This is a genomic window from Hoeflea sp. EC-HK425 (assembly GCF_902498795.1).
GTDB lineage: Bacteria > Pseudomonadota > Alphaproteobacteria > Rhizobiales > Rhizobiaceae > Hoeflea > Hoeflea alexandrii.
In genome coordinates, this window is sequence record NZ_LR701572.1 from 3584376 (window position 1) to 3600427 (window position 16052).

Sequence of the window (16052 nt, forward strand, 5' to 3'; positions counted from 1 at the left end):
ATGGCCGATTTTCATCAGAATGGCAGCGTGGCCACGCTCCACAACTTGAGCCGCATGCCACTCGAGATGATGGAAGCACAGCTGCGCCAGTTTGCAGCGACGCGGAAGATCACGCTGATCCTGCCGTCACTGTTCTCCGAGCTCGGCCGGGATGCACTGTCCAAGATCATCGATGAACTCAGTGGCGCCAGCTACATCAACCACGTCATCATCGGGCTCGATCAGGCGGATGCCGAACAGTACCGCTTTGCCCGGCAGTATTTTTCCCGACTGCCGCAGAAACACGACATCCTGTGGAACGACGGACCGCGCCTGAACGCCATCCACACCAAGCTCGAAAACGCCGGCCTGGCGCCCAGCGAACCCGGCAAGGGCCGCAATGTCTGGTATTGCATCGGCTATGCGCTGGCCTCGCAGAACGCCGACGTGGTGGCACTGCACGATTGCGACATCACAACCTATTCACGCGAAATGCTGGCGCGGCTGGTCTATCCGGTCACCAATCCGGCGTTCCCCTATCAGTTCTGCAAGGGGTATTATCCGCGCATCGCCAACGGCAAGCTGAACGGGCGCGTCTCCCGGCTTCTGGTTTCGCCGCTGCTTCTGTCGATCCAGAAGGTCTGCGGCCACCTCGATTACATCGAATATCTCAAGGGCTTCCGTTATCCGCTCGCCGGCGAATTCGCCATGCGGGTGAGCATGCTGCCCGACATGCGCATTCCGTCGGACTGGGGTCTGGAGATCGGCGTGCTGTCGGAGGTCTGGCGCAATCTGTCCAACCGTTCGGTCTGTCAGGTCGATATCTCCGATGCTTATGACCACAAACACCAGGACCTTTCCAAGGCCGATGCCACTCAGGGACTTTCGCGGATGTCAGTGGATATCTCCAAGGCGCTGTTCCGAAAGCTCGCCACCGATGGCGTGGTCTTCAACCTGGAGACCTTCCGCACCATCAAGGCCACCTATTATCGGACCGCCCTCGACCTGATCGAGATGTATCACAATGATGCGCTGATGAACGGGCTGCACACGGACCGGCACCAGGAGGAGGAAGCCGTGGAGCTGTTTGCGGCCAACATCGTCGCCGCCGGCCAGATCTTTCTCGAAAACCCGATGGAGACGCCGTTCATACCGAACTGGAGCCGGATTCAGTCCGCCGACCCGGATCTGTTGCGGAACATGTACGAGGCTGTTGCCGCCGACAGCGCCGAAACCTAGCGGGCCCCACCCGGCCGCACCGTCAATGAAAAACGCAATTCGGGCGCGGATGGCTCACTCCATCCGCGCCCGAACAATGTCACGCTGAAATCAGGCAGCGAGGTCGAAACGGTCGGCGTTCATGACCTTGGTCCAGGCCGCCACGAAGTCACTGACGAACTTCTGCTTGGCGTCGTCCTGGGCATAGACCTCCGCATAGGCACGCAGGATCGAGTTGGAGCCGAACACGAGGTCGACCCTGGTCGCCGTCCACTTGACCGAACCGGTCTTGCGGTCGCGGATCTCGTAGATGCCACCGTCGACAGGATTCCAGGTATTGCCCATGTCTGTCAGGTTGACGAAGAAGTCCGTCGTCAGCGCACCTTCGCGGTCGGTGAAGACGCCATGCTTGGTGCCGGCGTGATTGGCGCCGAGCGCGCGCATGCCGCCGATCAGAACCGTCATTTCGGGAGCCGTCAGGCCCATCAACTGGGTCCGGTCGAGCATCATCTCTTCCGGGCTGACGACATAGTCCTCCTTCTGCCAGTTGCGATAACCGTCAGCGAGCGGTTCGAGCACGTCGAAGGATGCCGCATCAGTCATCTCGTCGGTGGCATCGCCACGGCCCGGCGCGAAGGGAACGGAGACGTCATGGCCGGCGGCCTTCGCCGCCTTCTCGACACCCACATTGCCGGCAAGCACGATCACGTCGGCGACGCTGGCGCCGTATTCGGCTGCGATGGGTTCGAGCACACCGAGAACCTTGGCGAGACGGGCTGGCTCATTGCCTTCCCAGTCCTTCTGCGGCGCGAGACGGATGCGTGCGCCATTGGCGCCGCCGCGCATGTCGGAGCCGCGATAGGTGCGGGCGCTGTCCCAGGCGGTCGAAACCAGCTCGGCAACGCTGAGGCCGGACGCCGCGATCTTCGACTTGATGGCACCGACATCATAGTTGTTTGAGCCGGCCGGAACCGGATCCATCCAGATCAGCTCTTCTTCCGGAACGTCCGGGCCGACGTAGCGGACCTTGGGACCCATGTCGCGGTGGGTCAGCTTGAACCAGGCGCGGGCGAAAGTGTCCCTGAAATAGTCGGGATCAGCCATGAACTTCTGGCAGATCGTGTTGTAGGTCGGGTCCATCTTCATGGCCATGTCGGCGTCGGTCATGATCGGCATGCGACGGATCGACGGATCGGTCGCATCCACAGGCATGTGCTCTTCCTTGATGCCGATGGGCTGCCACTGGTTGGCACCGGCCGGGCTCTTGGTGAGTTCCCACTCGTAGCCGAACAGCAGCTCGAAATAGCCCATGTCGAATACGGTAGGGTTTGTGGTCCATGCCCCCTCGAGGCCCGAGGTGATGGCGTTGGATGCCTTGCCGCCCAGGTTCGGGTTGATCCAGCCGAATCCCATGTTTTCGACTTCCGCAGCCTCGGGTTCAACGCCGAGAGCACCGGCATCGCCGTTACCGTGGGTCTTGCCGACTGTGTGACCACCGGCTGTCAGGGCGGCGGTTTCCTCGTCATCCATGGCCATGCGGGCGAAGGTCTCGCGCACCTGCCCGGCGGTCTTCAGCGGGTCGGACTGACCGTTCACGCCTTCCGGGTTGACGTAGATGAGGCCCATCTGCACGGCAGCGAGCGGGTTTTCCATCGTGTCCGGCTTGCCGACATCCTCGTAGCGGTTGTCGGACGGCGCCAGCCATTCCTTTTCGGCACCCCAATAGGTGTCGATTTCCGGATGCCAGATGTCCTCGCGACCGAAGCCGAAACCGAAGGTCTTCAGGCCCATGTTTTCATAGGCGATCGTGCCGGCGAGCAGGATAAGGTCAGCCCAGGAGACGGCATTGCCGTATTTTTTCTTGAGCGGCCAGAGCAGGCGGCGCGCCTTGTCGAGGTTGCCATTGTCCGGCCAGGAGTTGAGCGGCGCGAAACGGATATTGCCGCCGCCGCCGCCGCCACGCCCATCCGCCAGACGGTAGGATCCTGCCGAATGCCAGGCCAGGCGAATCATCAGGCCGCCATAGTGTCCATAGTCCGCAGGCCACCAGTCCTGACTGTCGGTCAGCAGCGAATGCATGTCCTTCTTCAGAGCTTCAATATCGAGCTTCTTCAGTTCATCGCGATAGTCGAAGTGCTTGCCAAGCGGGTTTGTCTTGGTGTCATGCTGGTGAAGAATTTCGAGATTGAGTGATTTTGGCCACCAGCTGACGACACCGCTACCCGAAAGAGTGTTGCCGCCATGCATGACGGGACATTTACTCACTTTGTCTATGGCGTTCATTATATGTCTCCGATCCTACCTGTGTTGACTGCTTCATCTTTTGATGAAGGCCTTGAAATGTCTGGGTTTGACAACTCTCGCCCAAGGCCCGATCCGTCTGGATTGCTGCCTGACGAAACAACGCTTGGCTTGGGCGTTATTGGTTGCCGAGACAAGAAGCAGTGTGAATCCTACCCTCTCCTCATCTCCTCACATTGACATATAGCAAACATACGCCATTGGATTAAGTTGTTTTAATTCATCACTCTGATAATTTGAAACTATGAGAAACCTGACCCTCAAGCAGTTGCGGTATTTCGAGGCGCTGGCGCTCCACGGCCATTTCGGACGCGCGGCGCAGGCTTGCGCGATTTCCCAGCCGGCCTTGTCCGTGCAGATCAGGGAACTGGAGGAATCTCTGGGAACCGAATTGTTCGAGCGCGGCGCTCGCCAGGTCAGACTGACGAATTTCGGAGAGGAGTTTGCCGACCGCGTCCGCGGCATCCTCCGATCGGTCGACGAACTGGGGGAACTGGCAAGGGCGTCACGTGATCATTTGGTCGGGCGTCTTCGCATTGGCGTGATACCAACCATTGCGCCCTACCTGCTGCCGGAGATCATCACCGACCTGACGGCATCCAACAGCAGCATCGATATCCAGATCCGTGAATCGCTGACCCCGATCCTTGTCCGCGAACTTGCTGACGGCCGGCTCGACGCAGCCATCGTCGCCTTGCCGGTCTCCGAACCGTCACTGACGGAGGTTGCGCTGTTTGAAGAGAATTTCGTGCTGGTGCGGCCTGTTGCCGACCAGGACAAACCGGTTCCCGGGCACGAGGACATGCGCGAGATGAAACTTCTGCTGCTCGAGGAAGGCCACTGCTTTCGCGACCAGGCGCTTTCTTTCTGCAACATTCAATCGTCCCGGCCTCGCGAAATGCTTGATGCCAGTTCGCTTGCCACGCTGGTCCAGATGGTTGGCGCCGGCCTTGGCGTGACGCTCATTCCGGAAATGGCCATCGCGGTGGAAACCCGCTCCGCACCGGTCTCGATCGCTCATTTCAGAAACCCGCAACCCTCGCGAACCATCGGCATGATCTGGCGCAAGACCAGCCCGCTGGCCAAACAACTCGGACAGATCTCCGAAGTCGTCCGCAAAACCACGAGCGCCCGCGCGTAGGCCTGCAAACGGATGGCTTGAGACGCTGGGTAGGCTCCATCAAGCAGATCTTCGCTGCGGACACCTATTTCTGATGTGCCAGTATCACCTCGAGAAACGCATCCCCGTAGCGCTCGAGCTTCGACTGTCCGACCCCTGAAATGCCGATCATGGCTTCATGGTCGAGCGGCCGGCTGGTTGCAAATCCCACCAGGGTCGTATCGGGGAAGACCACATAGGGAGGCACCCCCAGTTCCTTGGCAATCGTCATGCGGGCGGCGCGCAGCGCCTCGAACAGTTCAATATCCGCTTCGTCCTCAAGCGCCGATTTCGCCGCCATTGAGCGTGACGAACTGCCTCGCGGCGCTTTTCCCTTGGTCGGCCGGTCCTTGCGGAAGCGGACCTCTCGCTCGCGCTTGAAAACCGCACGCGCATCCGGTTCGAGTTTCAGCGCACCGAAGGCCTCGTGGTCGACACTGACCAGGCCGGCGGCAAGAAGCTGCCGGTAGACCGATTGCCAGGTCTTGGCGGCAATATCCTTTCCGGCCCCGAAGACGGGCATGTCGACATGGCCGAAGCGGTTGGTTTTCTCGTTCTCGTTGCCCATCAGCACGTCGATCAGGTGCCCGGTGCCGAACCGCTCGCCGGTCCGGTAGACCGCCGCCAGTGCCTTGATCGCCGCATCGGTGCCGTCCCAGGTCTCAACCGGCTTGAGACAAGTGTCGCAGTTTCCGCAATTGCCCGGATGTGTTTCGCCGAAATGGGCAAGGATGGCCTGCCGCCGGCAGCCTGCGGTTTCGCAGATGGCCAGCAGCGCATTGAGCTTGGCCCGTTCAACCCGCTTTATGTCGTCGCCCGATGCGCCGCCATCGATCATCCGTCCTCGCTGGATGACATCGGCCATGCCGTAGGCCATCCAGACATCCGACGGCAGACCGTCGCGCCCGGCCCGACCGGTCTCCTGGTAGTAAGCCTCGACCGATCCCGGAAGGTCGAGATGGGCGACATAGCGCACATTGGGTTTGTCGATCCCCATTCCGAAGGCGACGGTGGCGACCAGACAAAGGTCTTCTTCCTTGAGGAAGGCATCCTGGTTGGCGTCGCGAACCTCGCGCGCCATGCCCGCGTGGTAGGCGAGCGCGCGGATACCCTGCTTGTTGAGCCATTCCGCCGTGTCCTCGACTTTCGCACGCGAAAGGCAATAGACGATGCCGCTCGAACCCTTGTGCCGTGACAGGAAACGCAAAAGCTGCTGGCGCGGCTGGTCGCGCTCGACAATCTCGTAAGCAATGTTCGGCCGGTCGAACGATGTCGTGAAGACTTCCGCCGAGCCAAGCGCCAATTTGTCGATGATGTCATCACGGGTATGCGGGTCTGCCGTCGCCGTCAGCGCCATGCGCGGCACACCCGGATAAGCTTCCCCAAGATGCCCGAGTTCACGGTATTCCGGCCTGAAATCATGCCCCCACTGCGAAACACAATGCGCTTCATCTATGGCGAACAAGGCAATCTTCGCATTGCCGATCATCTCCCTGAAACCCGGCGTGACGATCCGCTCCGGCGTGACATAGAGAAGATCGAGCTCGCCCCGGGCAATCGCCGCGCGGACATCCAGGAACTCCTCTCGCGTCAGCGAGGAATTGAGCGCGGCCGCACGCACGCCCAGCTGCCTCAGCGCCTCCACCTGGTCGCGCATCAGCGCAATCAGCGGCGAAACGACAATTCCCACCCCATCCCGGCACATCGCCGGAATTTGGAAGCACAAAGACTTTCCGGCACCGGTGGGAAACAGCACCACCGCATCGCCACCCGAGACCACCTGCTCGACGACCTCGGACTGGCGTCCGCGGAACGCGTTGTAGCCGTAAACCCGGTTCAGTACCGCAAGCGGCTCTTCGAGCCTGTCATCGGCATAAGGGGGATCGGCGTGGTCGTGGGATTGCTGCATGGAATCGCTTTCTCGGGAAGACCCCGACTATGGCACAGATAGCCCTGCCGCCGCGAGCACTTCCCCGTTCTGCCCACAATTCCACGCATGAAAACGCCGCGCATCCCGATCGATACGCGGCGTGCTTTACGATTTGATCCCCGAGTACCTGGCTCAGACCGCGGCGATGCAGATGATCTCGACCTTGTAGTCCGGTGTCGCGAGCTTCGCTTCCCCGGTTGCACGTGCCGGTGCGTTGCCCGGAGAAACCCATGCATCCCAGACAGCGTTCATTTCCGCAAAGTCATCCATCGAGGCCAGCCAGATCGTGGTCTGCAGGATCTTGCTCTTGTCCGAACCCACCGATTCCAGCAGCCGGTCGATACTGGCAAGAATGTCCTTGGTCTGGTCGGCAACACTGGCCCCGGCGGTGCCGACCTGACCGGCCAGATAAGCCACCCCGCCATGGACGACAGCCTGGCTCATGCGCGGGCCGGTTTCGAAACGTTTGATATCGCTCATTTTTCTATCCCTTTTGATGATTGAGTGCCGCACGCGCGGGGCTAAGTGCATCGAGTACGGACGGCCCCAGCGGCGACAGCCTGCCAAGGCACAGATCCGCAGCCAGTTGCGACAGCGCCGGCGCCGTCTGCATACCATAGCCGCCCTGACCCGCAAGCCAGAAGAACCCCTCAGCATCTGCTGCAAAGCCGACCACCGGCGTCCTGTCCGGCGCGAATGTGCGCATTCCGGCCCAGCTGTGTTCAACTCTGGTGATCGGCGTGGTCACGGCCTGCCCATAACGATCAAGCCCCTCGGCAATCACCATGTCTTCGGCCCAGACATCATGTGGCTCGACCGGATCCTCGTCCGCCGGCGAGATCATCAGCTTGCCCGCTTCGGGCTTGGCGTACCACTGATCACCTGCATTGGCGAACAGCGGCCATCGGGTGATGTCATGGCCATCCGGCGCGGGAATCAGCACCGCCGAACGGCGCAGCGGTGCCAGACTCAGGGTACGCACACCGGCCATGGCGGCAACCGCATCGGCCCAGCCACCCGCGGCATTGATCACGATCGGCGCACTAAAGTTCCCAGCCGGTGTTACAACCGTCCAGCCACTTTCCTGACGGGAAATCGACTGCACGGACGCACCCGTGACGATCCGACCCCCATGCGCCCGGAGTCTGCGGGCAAATCCCTGCAGCATCCGATCGACGTCGATGTCCTGGGCGTCCCATTCAATCGCCGCTGCAGCGATTGCGTCTTCCCGCAGGATCGGCACCAGTTCGAGTGCCTGGGCCGGTGAGAGCCGTTCAAGCCCATCGCTGCCATCGAGATAGTCATCAAATTTGGAAAGATCCGCTTCGGTCGCCAACAGCAATTCTCCGCGGGGAGACAGCAGGCTTGTGTCACATACACCTTGGGGATCTGCCAGGAACGGCGCCGATGCGGCGTTGAGTGCCCGCAACGTGGCATTGCCGTAATTGCGAATGAAGATCGCAGCCGAGCGTCCGGAGGAATGGTGCCCGATCATCGGCTCGGCTTCGAGCACAGTGACGCTGGCATCGGGCGCCAGCCGTGCAGCCGCGCTGATGCCGGCAATGCCTCCGCCAATCACCAGAATGTCGGAACCTGTGCTCATCCTGCTTCATACCCTTTGAGAAAGCTGGTCAGATTGTCGCCCAGATCGGAAGACAGATAACCGCCTTCCTGCACGATCACCGTTGGCAGGTCCATCCCTGCAATCGCCCCGGCGATCTTTGCAAAGCCCGGAGTGGTCACCTTGAAGCCGTGGAACGGATCGTTTTCGTGTGCATCAAGACCAAGCGCCACGACCAGCACGTCTGCCCCGAACGCGCGTATCCGTGACAGCGCCAGGTCGAGCGTTGCGAGATAGTCAGTGTCACCGGTGCCGCGTGGCAGCGGCAGATTGAAATTGTACCCCATTCCCTCTCCCTCGCCGCGCTCCTGCGCATGCCCCCAGAAGAACGGGTAGAACCGTGCCGGATCGGCATGGATCGAGACGGTCAGCACATCGCGGCGATGATAGAAGATGCCCTGCGTCCCATTGCCGTGATGCACATCGACATCAAGGATCGCCGGACGACGCCCGGCGCGCAAAAGGGCCTGCGCCGCAATCGCCGAATTGTTGAGAAAACAGAACCCGCCGGCGAGATCTCCGTACGCATGGTGACCGGGAGGACGGCACAGCGCATAGGCCGCGCTCTCTCCAGCCAATACGATATCAGTCGCAGTCAGCGCCGACTGCGCCGACCAGTAGGCAGACTGCCAGGTGCCTGCCGCAATCGGGCAGGATGTGTCGGCCTGGTGAAAGCCGGACTGTCCGGTGGCGGACTTGGGATAGCTAACAGTCCGGCGATCGGGATGGATGTTGGGGATCACCTCGTCGGAAGCGCCCTCGGTCCGGATCCAGCGGGCGTGAATGGTCTCGAGAAAGGTCAGGTATTCAGGCGAATGGATTTCAGCGACCGGGCCGAGACCATGATCTGTTGGCGCAATGAGGTCACAGCCTGCAGCACGAGCGCCACGGCTCAACTCCTCGATACGCTGCGGCTGTTCCGGATTGGCCGAAAGCCTGCCATTGGCCATGAAGTGTTTCGGATCATGCGCCCGTTGACGCGCGTCAAATACCGCCTTCATGCCTGCTCTCCCAGGGATTCGAGTGCTTCGCCGGACAGCGTCAGATACTGCGTGTCGGAAACGGGGACGAAGCCGATGCGTTCATAGAAGGCCAAAGCCTTCGGATTGTCGTGATAGACATTCAGCCGCATCAATTGCGCATCCCACATCCTGATGCCTTCGGCGCGGACCGCTGCCAGCAATCGCTGCCCGAGTCTCTTGCCGCGGGTTTGTGCGTCCACCCAGAGATCCGACACGTAAACGCCGACGCCTCCATAGACGGTGGAGAAAAACGGTGAATAGGCCACAGCCCCGACAACGGTACCGTCCTGAGCCACGGCCAGCAGCGCGTGGAAGACGGGCGCAGGCCCAAAGCAAAAACGTGCGATGTCGCCATCACCGGCCCGGTGCTGGTCACCCATGTCGGCAGACAATTGGCCAAGCGCGCGGTTCAGATCCACCGCATCCGAAGCAATCGCCCGCCTGATGATGATGTCATCCATGCTCAAAACCCAACCTTGTCCCGGCCTTTCAACTCGAGCATGGCACGGGCTTCATCGGGCGTTGCCACTTCCCTGCCGATGCCTTCAACGATTTCACGCACCATCTCCACCTGCTCGGCATTGGACTGGGCCAGCCTGCCTCGTGCGATATAGAGATTGTCTTCCAATCCGACACGGACGTGACCACCCATGCTCGCTCCGAGCCTGGCCATCGCCATCTGCTGGCGGCCGGCCGCAAGAACCGAGAACATGTAGCTGTCACCGAACAGATTGTCCGCGGTCTGCTTGAGATGGGCCAGGTGCTCCGGTTCGGCGCTGACGCCGCCGAGCACGCCCATGACGAACTGGATGAAGATAGGCGCCTTGATCATGCCGCGCTCGACGAAATGGTGCAGCATCTGCAGATGGCCCAGATCGTAGCACTCGAACTCGAACCGGGCGCCGCGATCCTGCCCCAGGAGCCGCAGAACGCTTTCGATGTCCCGCGGAGTATTCTTGAAAACCAGGTCGTCGGAGTCCCGCAGGAACGGCTCCTCCCAGTCATGCAGCCATTCGGTGCGCTTGCCGAGCATCGGATAGAGCGCGAAATTCATCGTACCCATGTTGAGCGAACACATTTCCGGCGCGGCCGCCAGAGGTCCTGCCAATCGCTGTTCCAGGGTCATCACCGCACTGCCCCCGGTCGTCAGGTTCACCACCGCATCTGTGGCCGCCTTGATCGTTGGCAAGAACCCCATGTAGTGCTCGACGCTGGCCGAAGGACGGCCATCGCTGGGGTCGCGGGCGTGCAGGTGCAGGATTGCCGCTCCCGCCTTCGCTGCGCCGATTGCCTGCTCGGCGATCGCCTCGGGAGTCACCGGCAGGTAGGGCGACATCGACGGTGTGTGAATCGAGCCGGTGACGGCGCAGGATATGATGATCTTCGACATGCGGGCTCCAGTCAGGCGATTTCGGCGGCAAGCCCAGCCTTGGCGGCAAACTTGTCGAGTGCAGACGTCAGCATGTCGATGATCTCGTCGACCTGGTCCACCGTGGTGATCATCGGCGGGCAGACCAGGAAATGATCGCCATCGACACCACCGCGTGTCCGTCGTGAATAGATGATCAGCCCTTCGGCATAGGCCAGTTCCACAAGCTCGGAATAGGCATTGAGCGCTTTTGGCAGGGGCTGCATCGTCTGCCGGTCGGACACCAGTTCAAAGGCCAGCAGCAGCCCTTCGCCGCGCACGTCTCCAATGAAGGAGTAACGCTGCATCAGGTTTTGCAGCCGCGACTTGAGCACCGCACCCACCCGTGCTGCATTGCCCATGAGATCGTCGGTTTCTATTTCCTCGAGCACCGCCAGTCCGGCAGCACAGGCGAGCGGGTTTCCGGCATAGGTATGACCGTGCAGGAACCCGCCGGCATCGAGCACCGGGTTGATCAGCCGGTCGCTGGCAATCATGGCGCCAAGCGGCGCATAGCCGGCACCGAACCCCTTGGAAATAGCGATGATGTCCGGAGCAACCCCGAAATGCTCGCCACCCATGAACTTGCCGGTCCGGCCGCCGCCGGACATGACTTCATCATGGATCAGCAAGATGCCGTACCGGTCGCATATCTCGCGCACCGCCTGCATGTACCCGGCCGGCGGCACCAGCGCACCGGTCGAGGCACCTCCGATCGGCTCCTGGATAAAGGCGAGGACGGTTTCAGGACCCTCTTCAAGGATGCAGGCCTCCAGCATGGCCGCATAATGCTGGCCGGTCGCCGGATCATCCATCGCAAGCCCGTCAAGATAGGCGCGCGGAGCCGGGATCTTCGGCATTGCCTGCATCATCGGCGCGAATGGGTCCGACAGCGGCGCATATCCTGTCAGCGCCAGCGCGCCCAGCGTCGAGCCATGATAGCTGGGAAACCGCGAGATCACTTTCCAGCGCGATCCCTGGCCCACCGTCACGGCATATTGCCTTGCCAGCTTGATGGCGCTCTCAACGGCTTCCGATCCACCGGAGACGAAGAAGACCTTTTCCATGCCCTCAGGCGACAGCGAAGCGACCTTGGCCGCAAGCCGCTCGCTTGGTTCGGTCTCGAAATGCAGCCGGTAACCGAAGGTCGACTTCTCCATCTGCCGCCGCATGGCGTCGATGACACGCGGATTGGAATGACCGATATTGCTGACCATGGCGCCGGACGAGCCGTCGAGATAGCGTTTGCCGTCGACATCCCACATGTAAATGCCACGCGCTTCGGCCAGCACCGGCCGTCGGGAACGGCTCTGGTAAAACAGGTTGCTTTCTGATTTCACGGATTGGTCTCCACCGGCAAGGCAGCACAGTCTTTCGCACGAAACCGCAAGGCCACCTTCGCGCCGGCCGCGAACGGGTGATCTTCGATCATGTTGATCGCCTGCATCTGATGATCGCCGACCCGCAGAAAGTAGCGCGCCGACTGGCCCTGATAATCGACATTCTCGACAATTGCGTCAACGCTCAGCATGCCCTCGGCTGTCGAGCCGGCAGGGTGCAGATGCAGTTTCTCGGCACGGATAACGAGCCGGACCGGGCCCGGTCCGGCAACGCTTGGCGCGCGCTCCCCGGGAATGACAATGCGGGGGAAGTCGGCAAGGTCCAGCTGGATCTCCCCGCCTTCAACTGCCGTACACTTGGCTGAAAGCAGGTTGGACGCTCCGAGAAACTGGGCCACAAACTCTGTTGCCGGGGTATTGTAGACCTCTTCGGGCGCCCCGATCTGCTCGACCCGTCCCTCCGACATGACAATGATCTGGTCCGACATCGCCAGCGCCTCTGTCTGGTCGTGGGTCACAAAGACCGTGGTCACCCCGATGCTTTGCTGGATCCGCTTGAGTTCGACGCGCATGTCCTCGCGAAGATTGGCGTCCAGTGCCGAGAGCGGCTCGTCCAGCAGCAGCACGTCCGGCTCGATGACGATCGCGCGTGCCAGTGCAATGCGCTGTTGCTGACCGCCGGAGAGTTCCTTTGGATAGCGCGCGCCGAGATCGGGCAGTTGAACCAGTTCCAGGGCTTCCGCCACCTTCCGCCTGGCTTCCTCCTTGCCGACATTGCGGTAGTTGAGGCCGAAGGCCACGTTGTCGGCAACGGTCTTGTGTGGAAACAGCGCATAGTTCTGAAACACCAGACCGAGATTGCGCTTGTGGATCGGCACGTCATTGACTCGCTTGCCCTTGATCGCGATTTCGCCTTCGCTCGGGTCGAGCAGGCCGGCGATCATTCGCAAGGTTGTTGTCTTGCCGCAGCCCGAGGGACCAAGCAGCGTGACGAAGCTGCCCTCTTCGATGTCGAGTGACATCTGGTGGACGGCTGTATAGTCGCCAAAGCGCTTGACGATATTGCTCAGGGATACGGCGCTCACGACATCATGCCTCCGGGTTTGCAGGGGGACCGGCCCCGCCATGACGGCGGGACCGGTTGCTGGCTTAGTAGCCGCGCTGGACGCGGCCGAATTCCTTCGACCACTCTGCCTCGTTGCCGTTCCAGTAAGCCGGATTGGCGAAGGTGAGGCCCGACAGGGTGCCGGTCGGATCGAAGGCGGGCAGTGTCGGAATCTTGTCACCGAGGTCGACCTTGGTCGGGTCGAGCGCTGGCGGATAATTCTGACCTTCGGCCACCGCGATCGAGGTCTCCTTGTCGAGCATGAAGTTGAGCAGTTCTTCGCAAGCCGACATCGGGCTGCCGCGGAGAACGAACAGGCACTCCTGCCAGCCAAAGCCGTTCGGCGGATCGTAGTAACCGATATCGTGGCCCTGCTCCTGCAGCGCGAAGATCCGGCCTGACCAGCCCTCGGTAACGTGGATTTCTTCCTCGGCGAGGAGGCTCATCAGTTCGGCCCCGGAGGCCCAGTATTTCAGCGCCAGATCGCGGTGCTTGCGCACGGCTTCCCAGGCAGCTTCCGTGTCCTGAATGTTGTTCGGATCCTGTCCGGTCTGCAATGCTGCGTACCACATCCGGGTGCGCCAATCGCCCCAGCCGCCGATCTTGCCCTTGTACTTCTCGTCGATGAGAATCTTGGCGCCCTTCTCCTTCATTTCCTCGTCGGAGATGAACTTGCGGTTATATGCGAGGCCGGTGGTGCCATAATCGTATGGCGCCGCACTCAGGCTGTCGGGCGTGATCGACTTGAAGGCATCCATCAGTGCCGGCATGACATTTGCCATGTTCGGAATATTGGCAACATTGAGTTCGCTGGTCAGATCGAAACTCGCGTAGCGGGCATAATCGAACACACCGGAAAGGTGGGCGATGTTGTATTCGCCGGGCTGGCTGGCGCGCACGAGTGCGAGATATTCGTCGCCGCCGGGGAAGGTGCCGTCAACCACGGTGATGCCGGTCTTCTCGGTGTAGGGATCGAAAGCAAATTTGCGGAACGCTTCCGAGACAACGCCGCCCCAGCCGTCAAAGCGGACCTGGGACACGTCGCTCTGCGCGAACGCCTGCCTGGCGAAAGGCATCTGCAGACCATAGGCAGCGCCCGCGGCGCCGAGAAGGCCAAAGAAATTGCGGCGGCTGATATCACCGTTCTGGAACCGCTCGCGCAGTCGTTCATAGCGTTTTGTATCGTCCATCTTGTTCTCCATCTCTGGTTCAGGTTCTCTTGGCGGTTTACCCACCGCTTCTTGTTGCAAGTGTCCGGGCGATCGCCGCGCCGATCAGCGGCAGCCCGACCGTCAGCACGATCATGACCGTGCCAAGAGCGTTGATCTCCGGAGAGATCGAATTGCGCAGCATCGAAAAGATCTGCGTCGGCACGGTTTCAATCCCGCCCGGTTTCCAGAACAACGTTCCGGTGATGTCGTCGAAGCTGATGGTGAAGGCGAACAGGCCGCCTGCGGCCACCGCAGGCATCAGCAGAGGAAGCGTGATCGCGAAGAAGGTTTGCCGCGGCGAAGCTCCGAGGCTCAGCGCCGCCTCTTCCACATCGCGCTTGATGCTGACCAGACGGGCCTGGACCACCAGAATGACGAAAGGCAGCGTGAAGATCACGTGCCCCAGAAGCAGAAGCGTGAAGCTCTTGCCGATGTCGAGGAAATTCAGGAACAAAAGCAGGGCCACCGCAAGTACCACCTCTGGTACAAGGATCGGCGCGATCAGCATTGTGGTGATCAGGTTGCGGCCCGGAACCTTGTAGCGGACCAGCGCCAGGCTTGCCAGTACTCCGAGCACGGTGGAGATCACCGCGGTCAGCAGGCCAAGCACGATCGAGGTCCGAAAGGCCCGCATGATGGCGTCATTTTCCCACAACACCTCGAACCAGTGGGTCGACAGCCCCGTCATCGGGAAGCTGCCGAACTGGTTGGCGTTGAACGACAACAGCACCACCACCGCAATCGGCAGGAACATGAACATATAGACCAGGATTGTGTAGATGCGGATCAGACGCCAACCCATCAGCCCAGCCCCTTCGCCAGTTGTGCCATGCCGAGATAGCGGTTGTAGATCAGCACCAGCACGCCAAGGACAACCAGAAGCATCAGCGATAGCGCGGAGCCGAGCGGCCAGTTCAACTGCCTGATAATCGCCTCGTAGACGAGATTGGCAAACATCGCATCGCGCGGCCCGCCGAGAATGACCGGCGTGATGTAGGTGCCGGCTGCAAGCACGAAGCAGAGCAGTCCGCCCGCCGCCAGTCCAGGCAGCGACAGCGGCAGCGTCACTTGCAGGAAACCCTGCCAGCGCGTCGCCCCGAGCGAATTGGCGGCGTCCTCAAGATTGGTGTCGATACCCTCGAGACTGACAAAGATGTTGAGAACCATGAACGGCAGCAGAAAATGCACAAGACCGAGGATCACGGTGGTCTCGTTGTACAGCATCTGGATCGGCTCATCGATGACCCCGATCCAGATCATCGCCGAATTGAGCGCTCCTGAAACGCCAAGAATATTGATCCAGCTCATCGTGCGGATGATGTAGCTGATCCAGAATGGCAGCATCAGGAGCACCAGCAGAACCAGCCGGTTGCCCTTCGAACGGGCGATGAAGTAGGCCGCCGGGTAGCCGAGCAAAGCGCAGGCCACCGTGGTCATGGCGGCGATCTTCAAGGTGTTGACCAGGATGTCCCGGTAAAACGGGTCGGTCAGCGTTTCCTGCCAGTTGTCGAGGAAAAAACCCGGCGTGTCAGCGCCCGCCGCGCTCTTGAGCCAGAACGAATAGACGATGATGAACACAAGCGGAACGATCAGCAGCAGGACGATTGCCGTCAGTGCAGGCGTCAGCAGAATCCATGGCTGCCGCGCTTCACGTTGTTCGATGCTCATGTTCCCAACGCTCCCCGGCGTTTTTCGTTGGAACCATGATGTTCGCTTCAACAACATTGATCAAATAGATAATTGATATTGCCTGCATAG

General features: G+C 60.9%; 14 protein-coding genes. 2 read left to right on the top strand and 12 right to left on the bottom strand.

Features of this window, described 5'->3' with window-relative positions; genetic code table 11:
* Positions 1-1218 carry a glycosyl transferase gene (locus SPHINGO391_RS19900; RefSeq protein ID WP_152010474.1) on the top strand — a complete coding sequence of 406 codons (1218 nt, stop codon included), beginning with the start codon at positions 1-3 and terminating at the stop codon, positions 1216-1218.
* 90 nt (positions 1219-1308) lie between these two features.
* Here SPHINGO391_RS19900 and katG read toward each other — a convergent pair whose 3' ends face one another.
* The gene (gene katG, locus SPHINGO391_RS19905; protein WP_152010475.1) at positions 1309-3480 is read right to left on the bottom strand and encodes a catalase/peroxidase HPI; all 2172 of its coding nucleotides are present in this window, start codon (positions 3478-3480) and stop codon (positions 1309-1311) included.
* A gap of 262 nt (positions 3481-3742) precedes the next feature.
* Here katG and SPHINGO391_RS19910 point away from each other — a divergent pair, with 262 nt between their 5' ends.
* Positions 3743-4639, top strand: coding sequence for a hydrogen peroxide-inducible genes activator (locus SPHINGO391_RS19910; protein ID WP_152010476.1), 897 nt, complete (start codon positions 3743-3745; stop codon positions 4637-4639).
* A 64-nt stretch (positions 4640-4703) separates the two neighbouring features.
* On the opposite strand, the gene recQ is transcribed toward SPHINGO391_RS19910, so the two are convergent.
* The 11 genes from recQ to SPHINGO391_RS19965 form a co-directional block, all read right to left on the bottom strand.
* Positions 4704-6566, bottom strand: coding sequence for a DNA helicase RecQ (gene recQ / locus SPHINGO391_RS19915; RefSeq protein WP_152010477.1), 1863 nt, complete (start codon positions 6564-6566; stop codon positions 4704-4706).
* 153 nt (positions 6567-6719) lie between these two features.
* Positions 6720-7067 (bottom strand): RidA family protein, encoded by a 348-nt coding sequence (locus tag SPHINGO391_RS19920; protein WP_152010478.1) that lies wholly within the window; start codon positions 7065-7067, stop codon positions 6720-6722.
* Between the two features lie 4 nt (positions 7068-7071).
* Positions 7072-8190 carry an FAD-binding oxidoreductase gene (locus SPHINGO391_RS19925; protein WP_152010479.1) on the bottom strand — a complete coding sequence of 373 codons (1119 nt, stop codon included), beginning with the start codon at positions 8188-8190 and terminating at the stop codon, positions 7072-7074.
* Entirely contained in the window at positions 8187-9209 is a 1023-nt protein-coding gene (locus tag SPHINGO391_RS19930; RefSeq protein WP_152010480.1) for a histone deacetylase family protein, read from the bottom strand. Before SPHINGO391_RS19930 ends, SPHINGO391_RS19925 begins: the two co-directional genes overlap by 4 nt.
* Positions 9206-9691, bottom strand: a complete 486-nt coding sequence (locus tag SPHINGO391_RS19935; RefSeq protein ID WP_152010481.1) for an N-acetyltransferase — start codon at positions 9689-9691, stop codon at positions 9206-9208. Before SPHINGO391_RS19935 ends, SPHINGO391_RS19930 begins: the two co-directional genes overlap by 4 nt.
* 2 nt (positions 9692-9693) lie before the next feature.
* Positions 9694-10620 (bottom strand): 3-keto-5-aminohexanoate cleavage protein, encoded by a 927-nt coding sequence (locus SPHINGO391_RS19940; RefSeq protein WP_152010482.1) that lies wholly within the window; start codon positions 10618-10620, stop codon positions 9694-9696.
* Between the two features lie 11 nt (positions 10621-10631).
* On the bottom strand, positions 10632-11978 hold the full coding sequence (locus tag SPHINGO391_RS19945; protein WP_244615272.1) for an aspartate aminotransferase family protein: 1347 nt from the start codon (positions 11976-11978) through the stop codon (positions 10632-10634).
* Positions 11975-13063 (bottom strand): ABC transporter ATP-binding protein, encoded by a 1089-nt coding sequence (locus SPHINGO391_RS19950; protein WP_152010483.1) that lies wholly within the window; start codon positions 13061-13063, stop codon positions 11975-11977. Before SPHINGO391_RS19950 ends, SPHINGO391_RS19945 begins: the two co-directional genes overlap by 4 nt.
* Before the next feature lie 64 nt (positions 13064-13127).
* A complete protein-coding gene (locus SPHINGO391_RS19955) occupies positions 13128-14273 on the bottom strand; it encodes an extracellular solute-binding protein (protein ID WP_152010484.1) in 1146 nt (381 codons plus the stop codon).
* A 37-nt stretch (positions 14274-14310) separates the two neighbouring features.
* Entirely contained in the window at positions 14311-15096 is a 786-nt protein-coding gene (locus tag SPHINGO391_RS19960) for an ABC transporter permease (protein ID WP_152010485.1), read from the bottom strand.
* Positions 15096-15962 (bottom strand): ABC transporter permease, encoded by an 867-nt coding sequence (locus SPHINGO391_RS19965; protein WP_152010486.1) that lies wholly within the window; start codon positions 15960-15962, stop codon positions 15096-15098. Before SPHINGO391_RS19965 ends, SPHINGO391_RS19960 begins: the two co-directional genes overlap by 1 nt.
* Between the last annotated feature and the right edge of the window lie 90 nt (positions 15963-16052).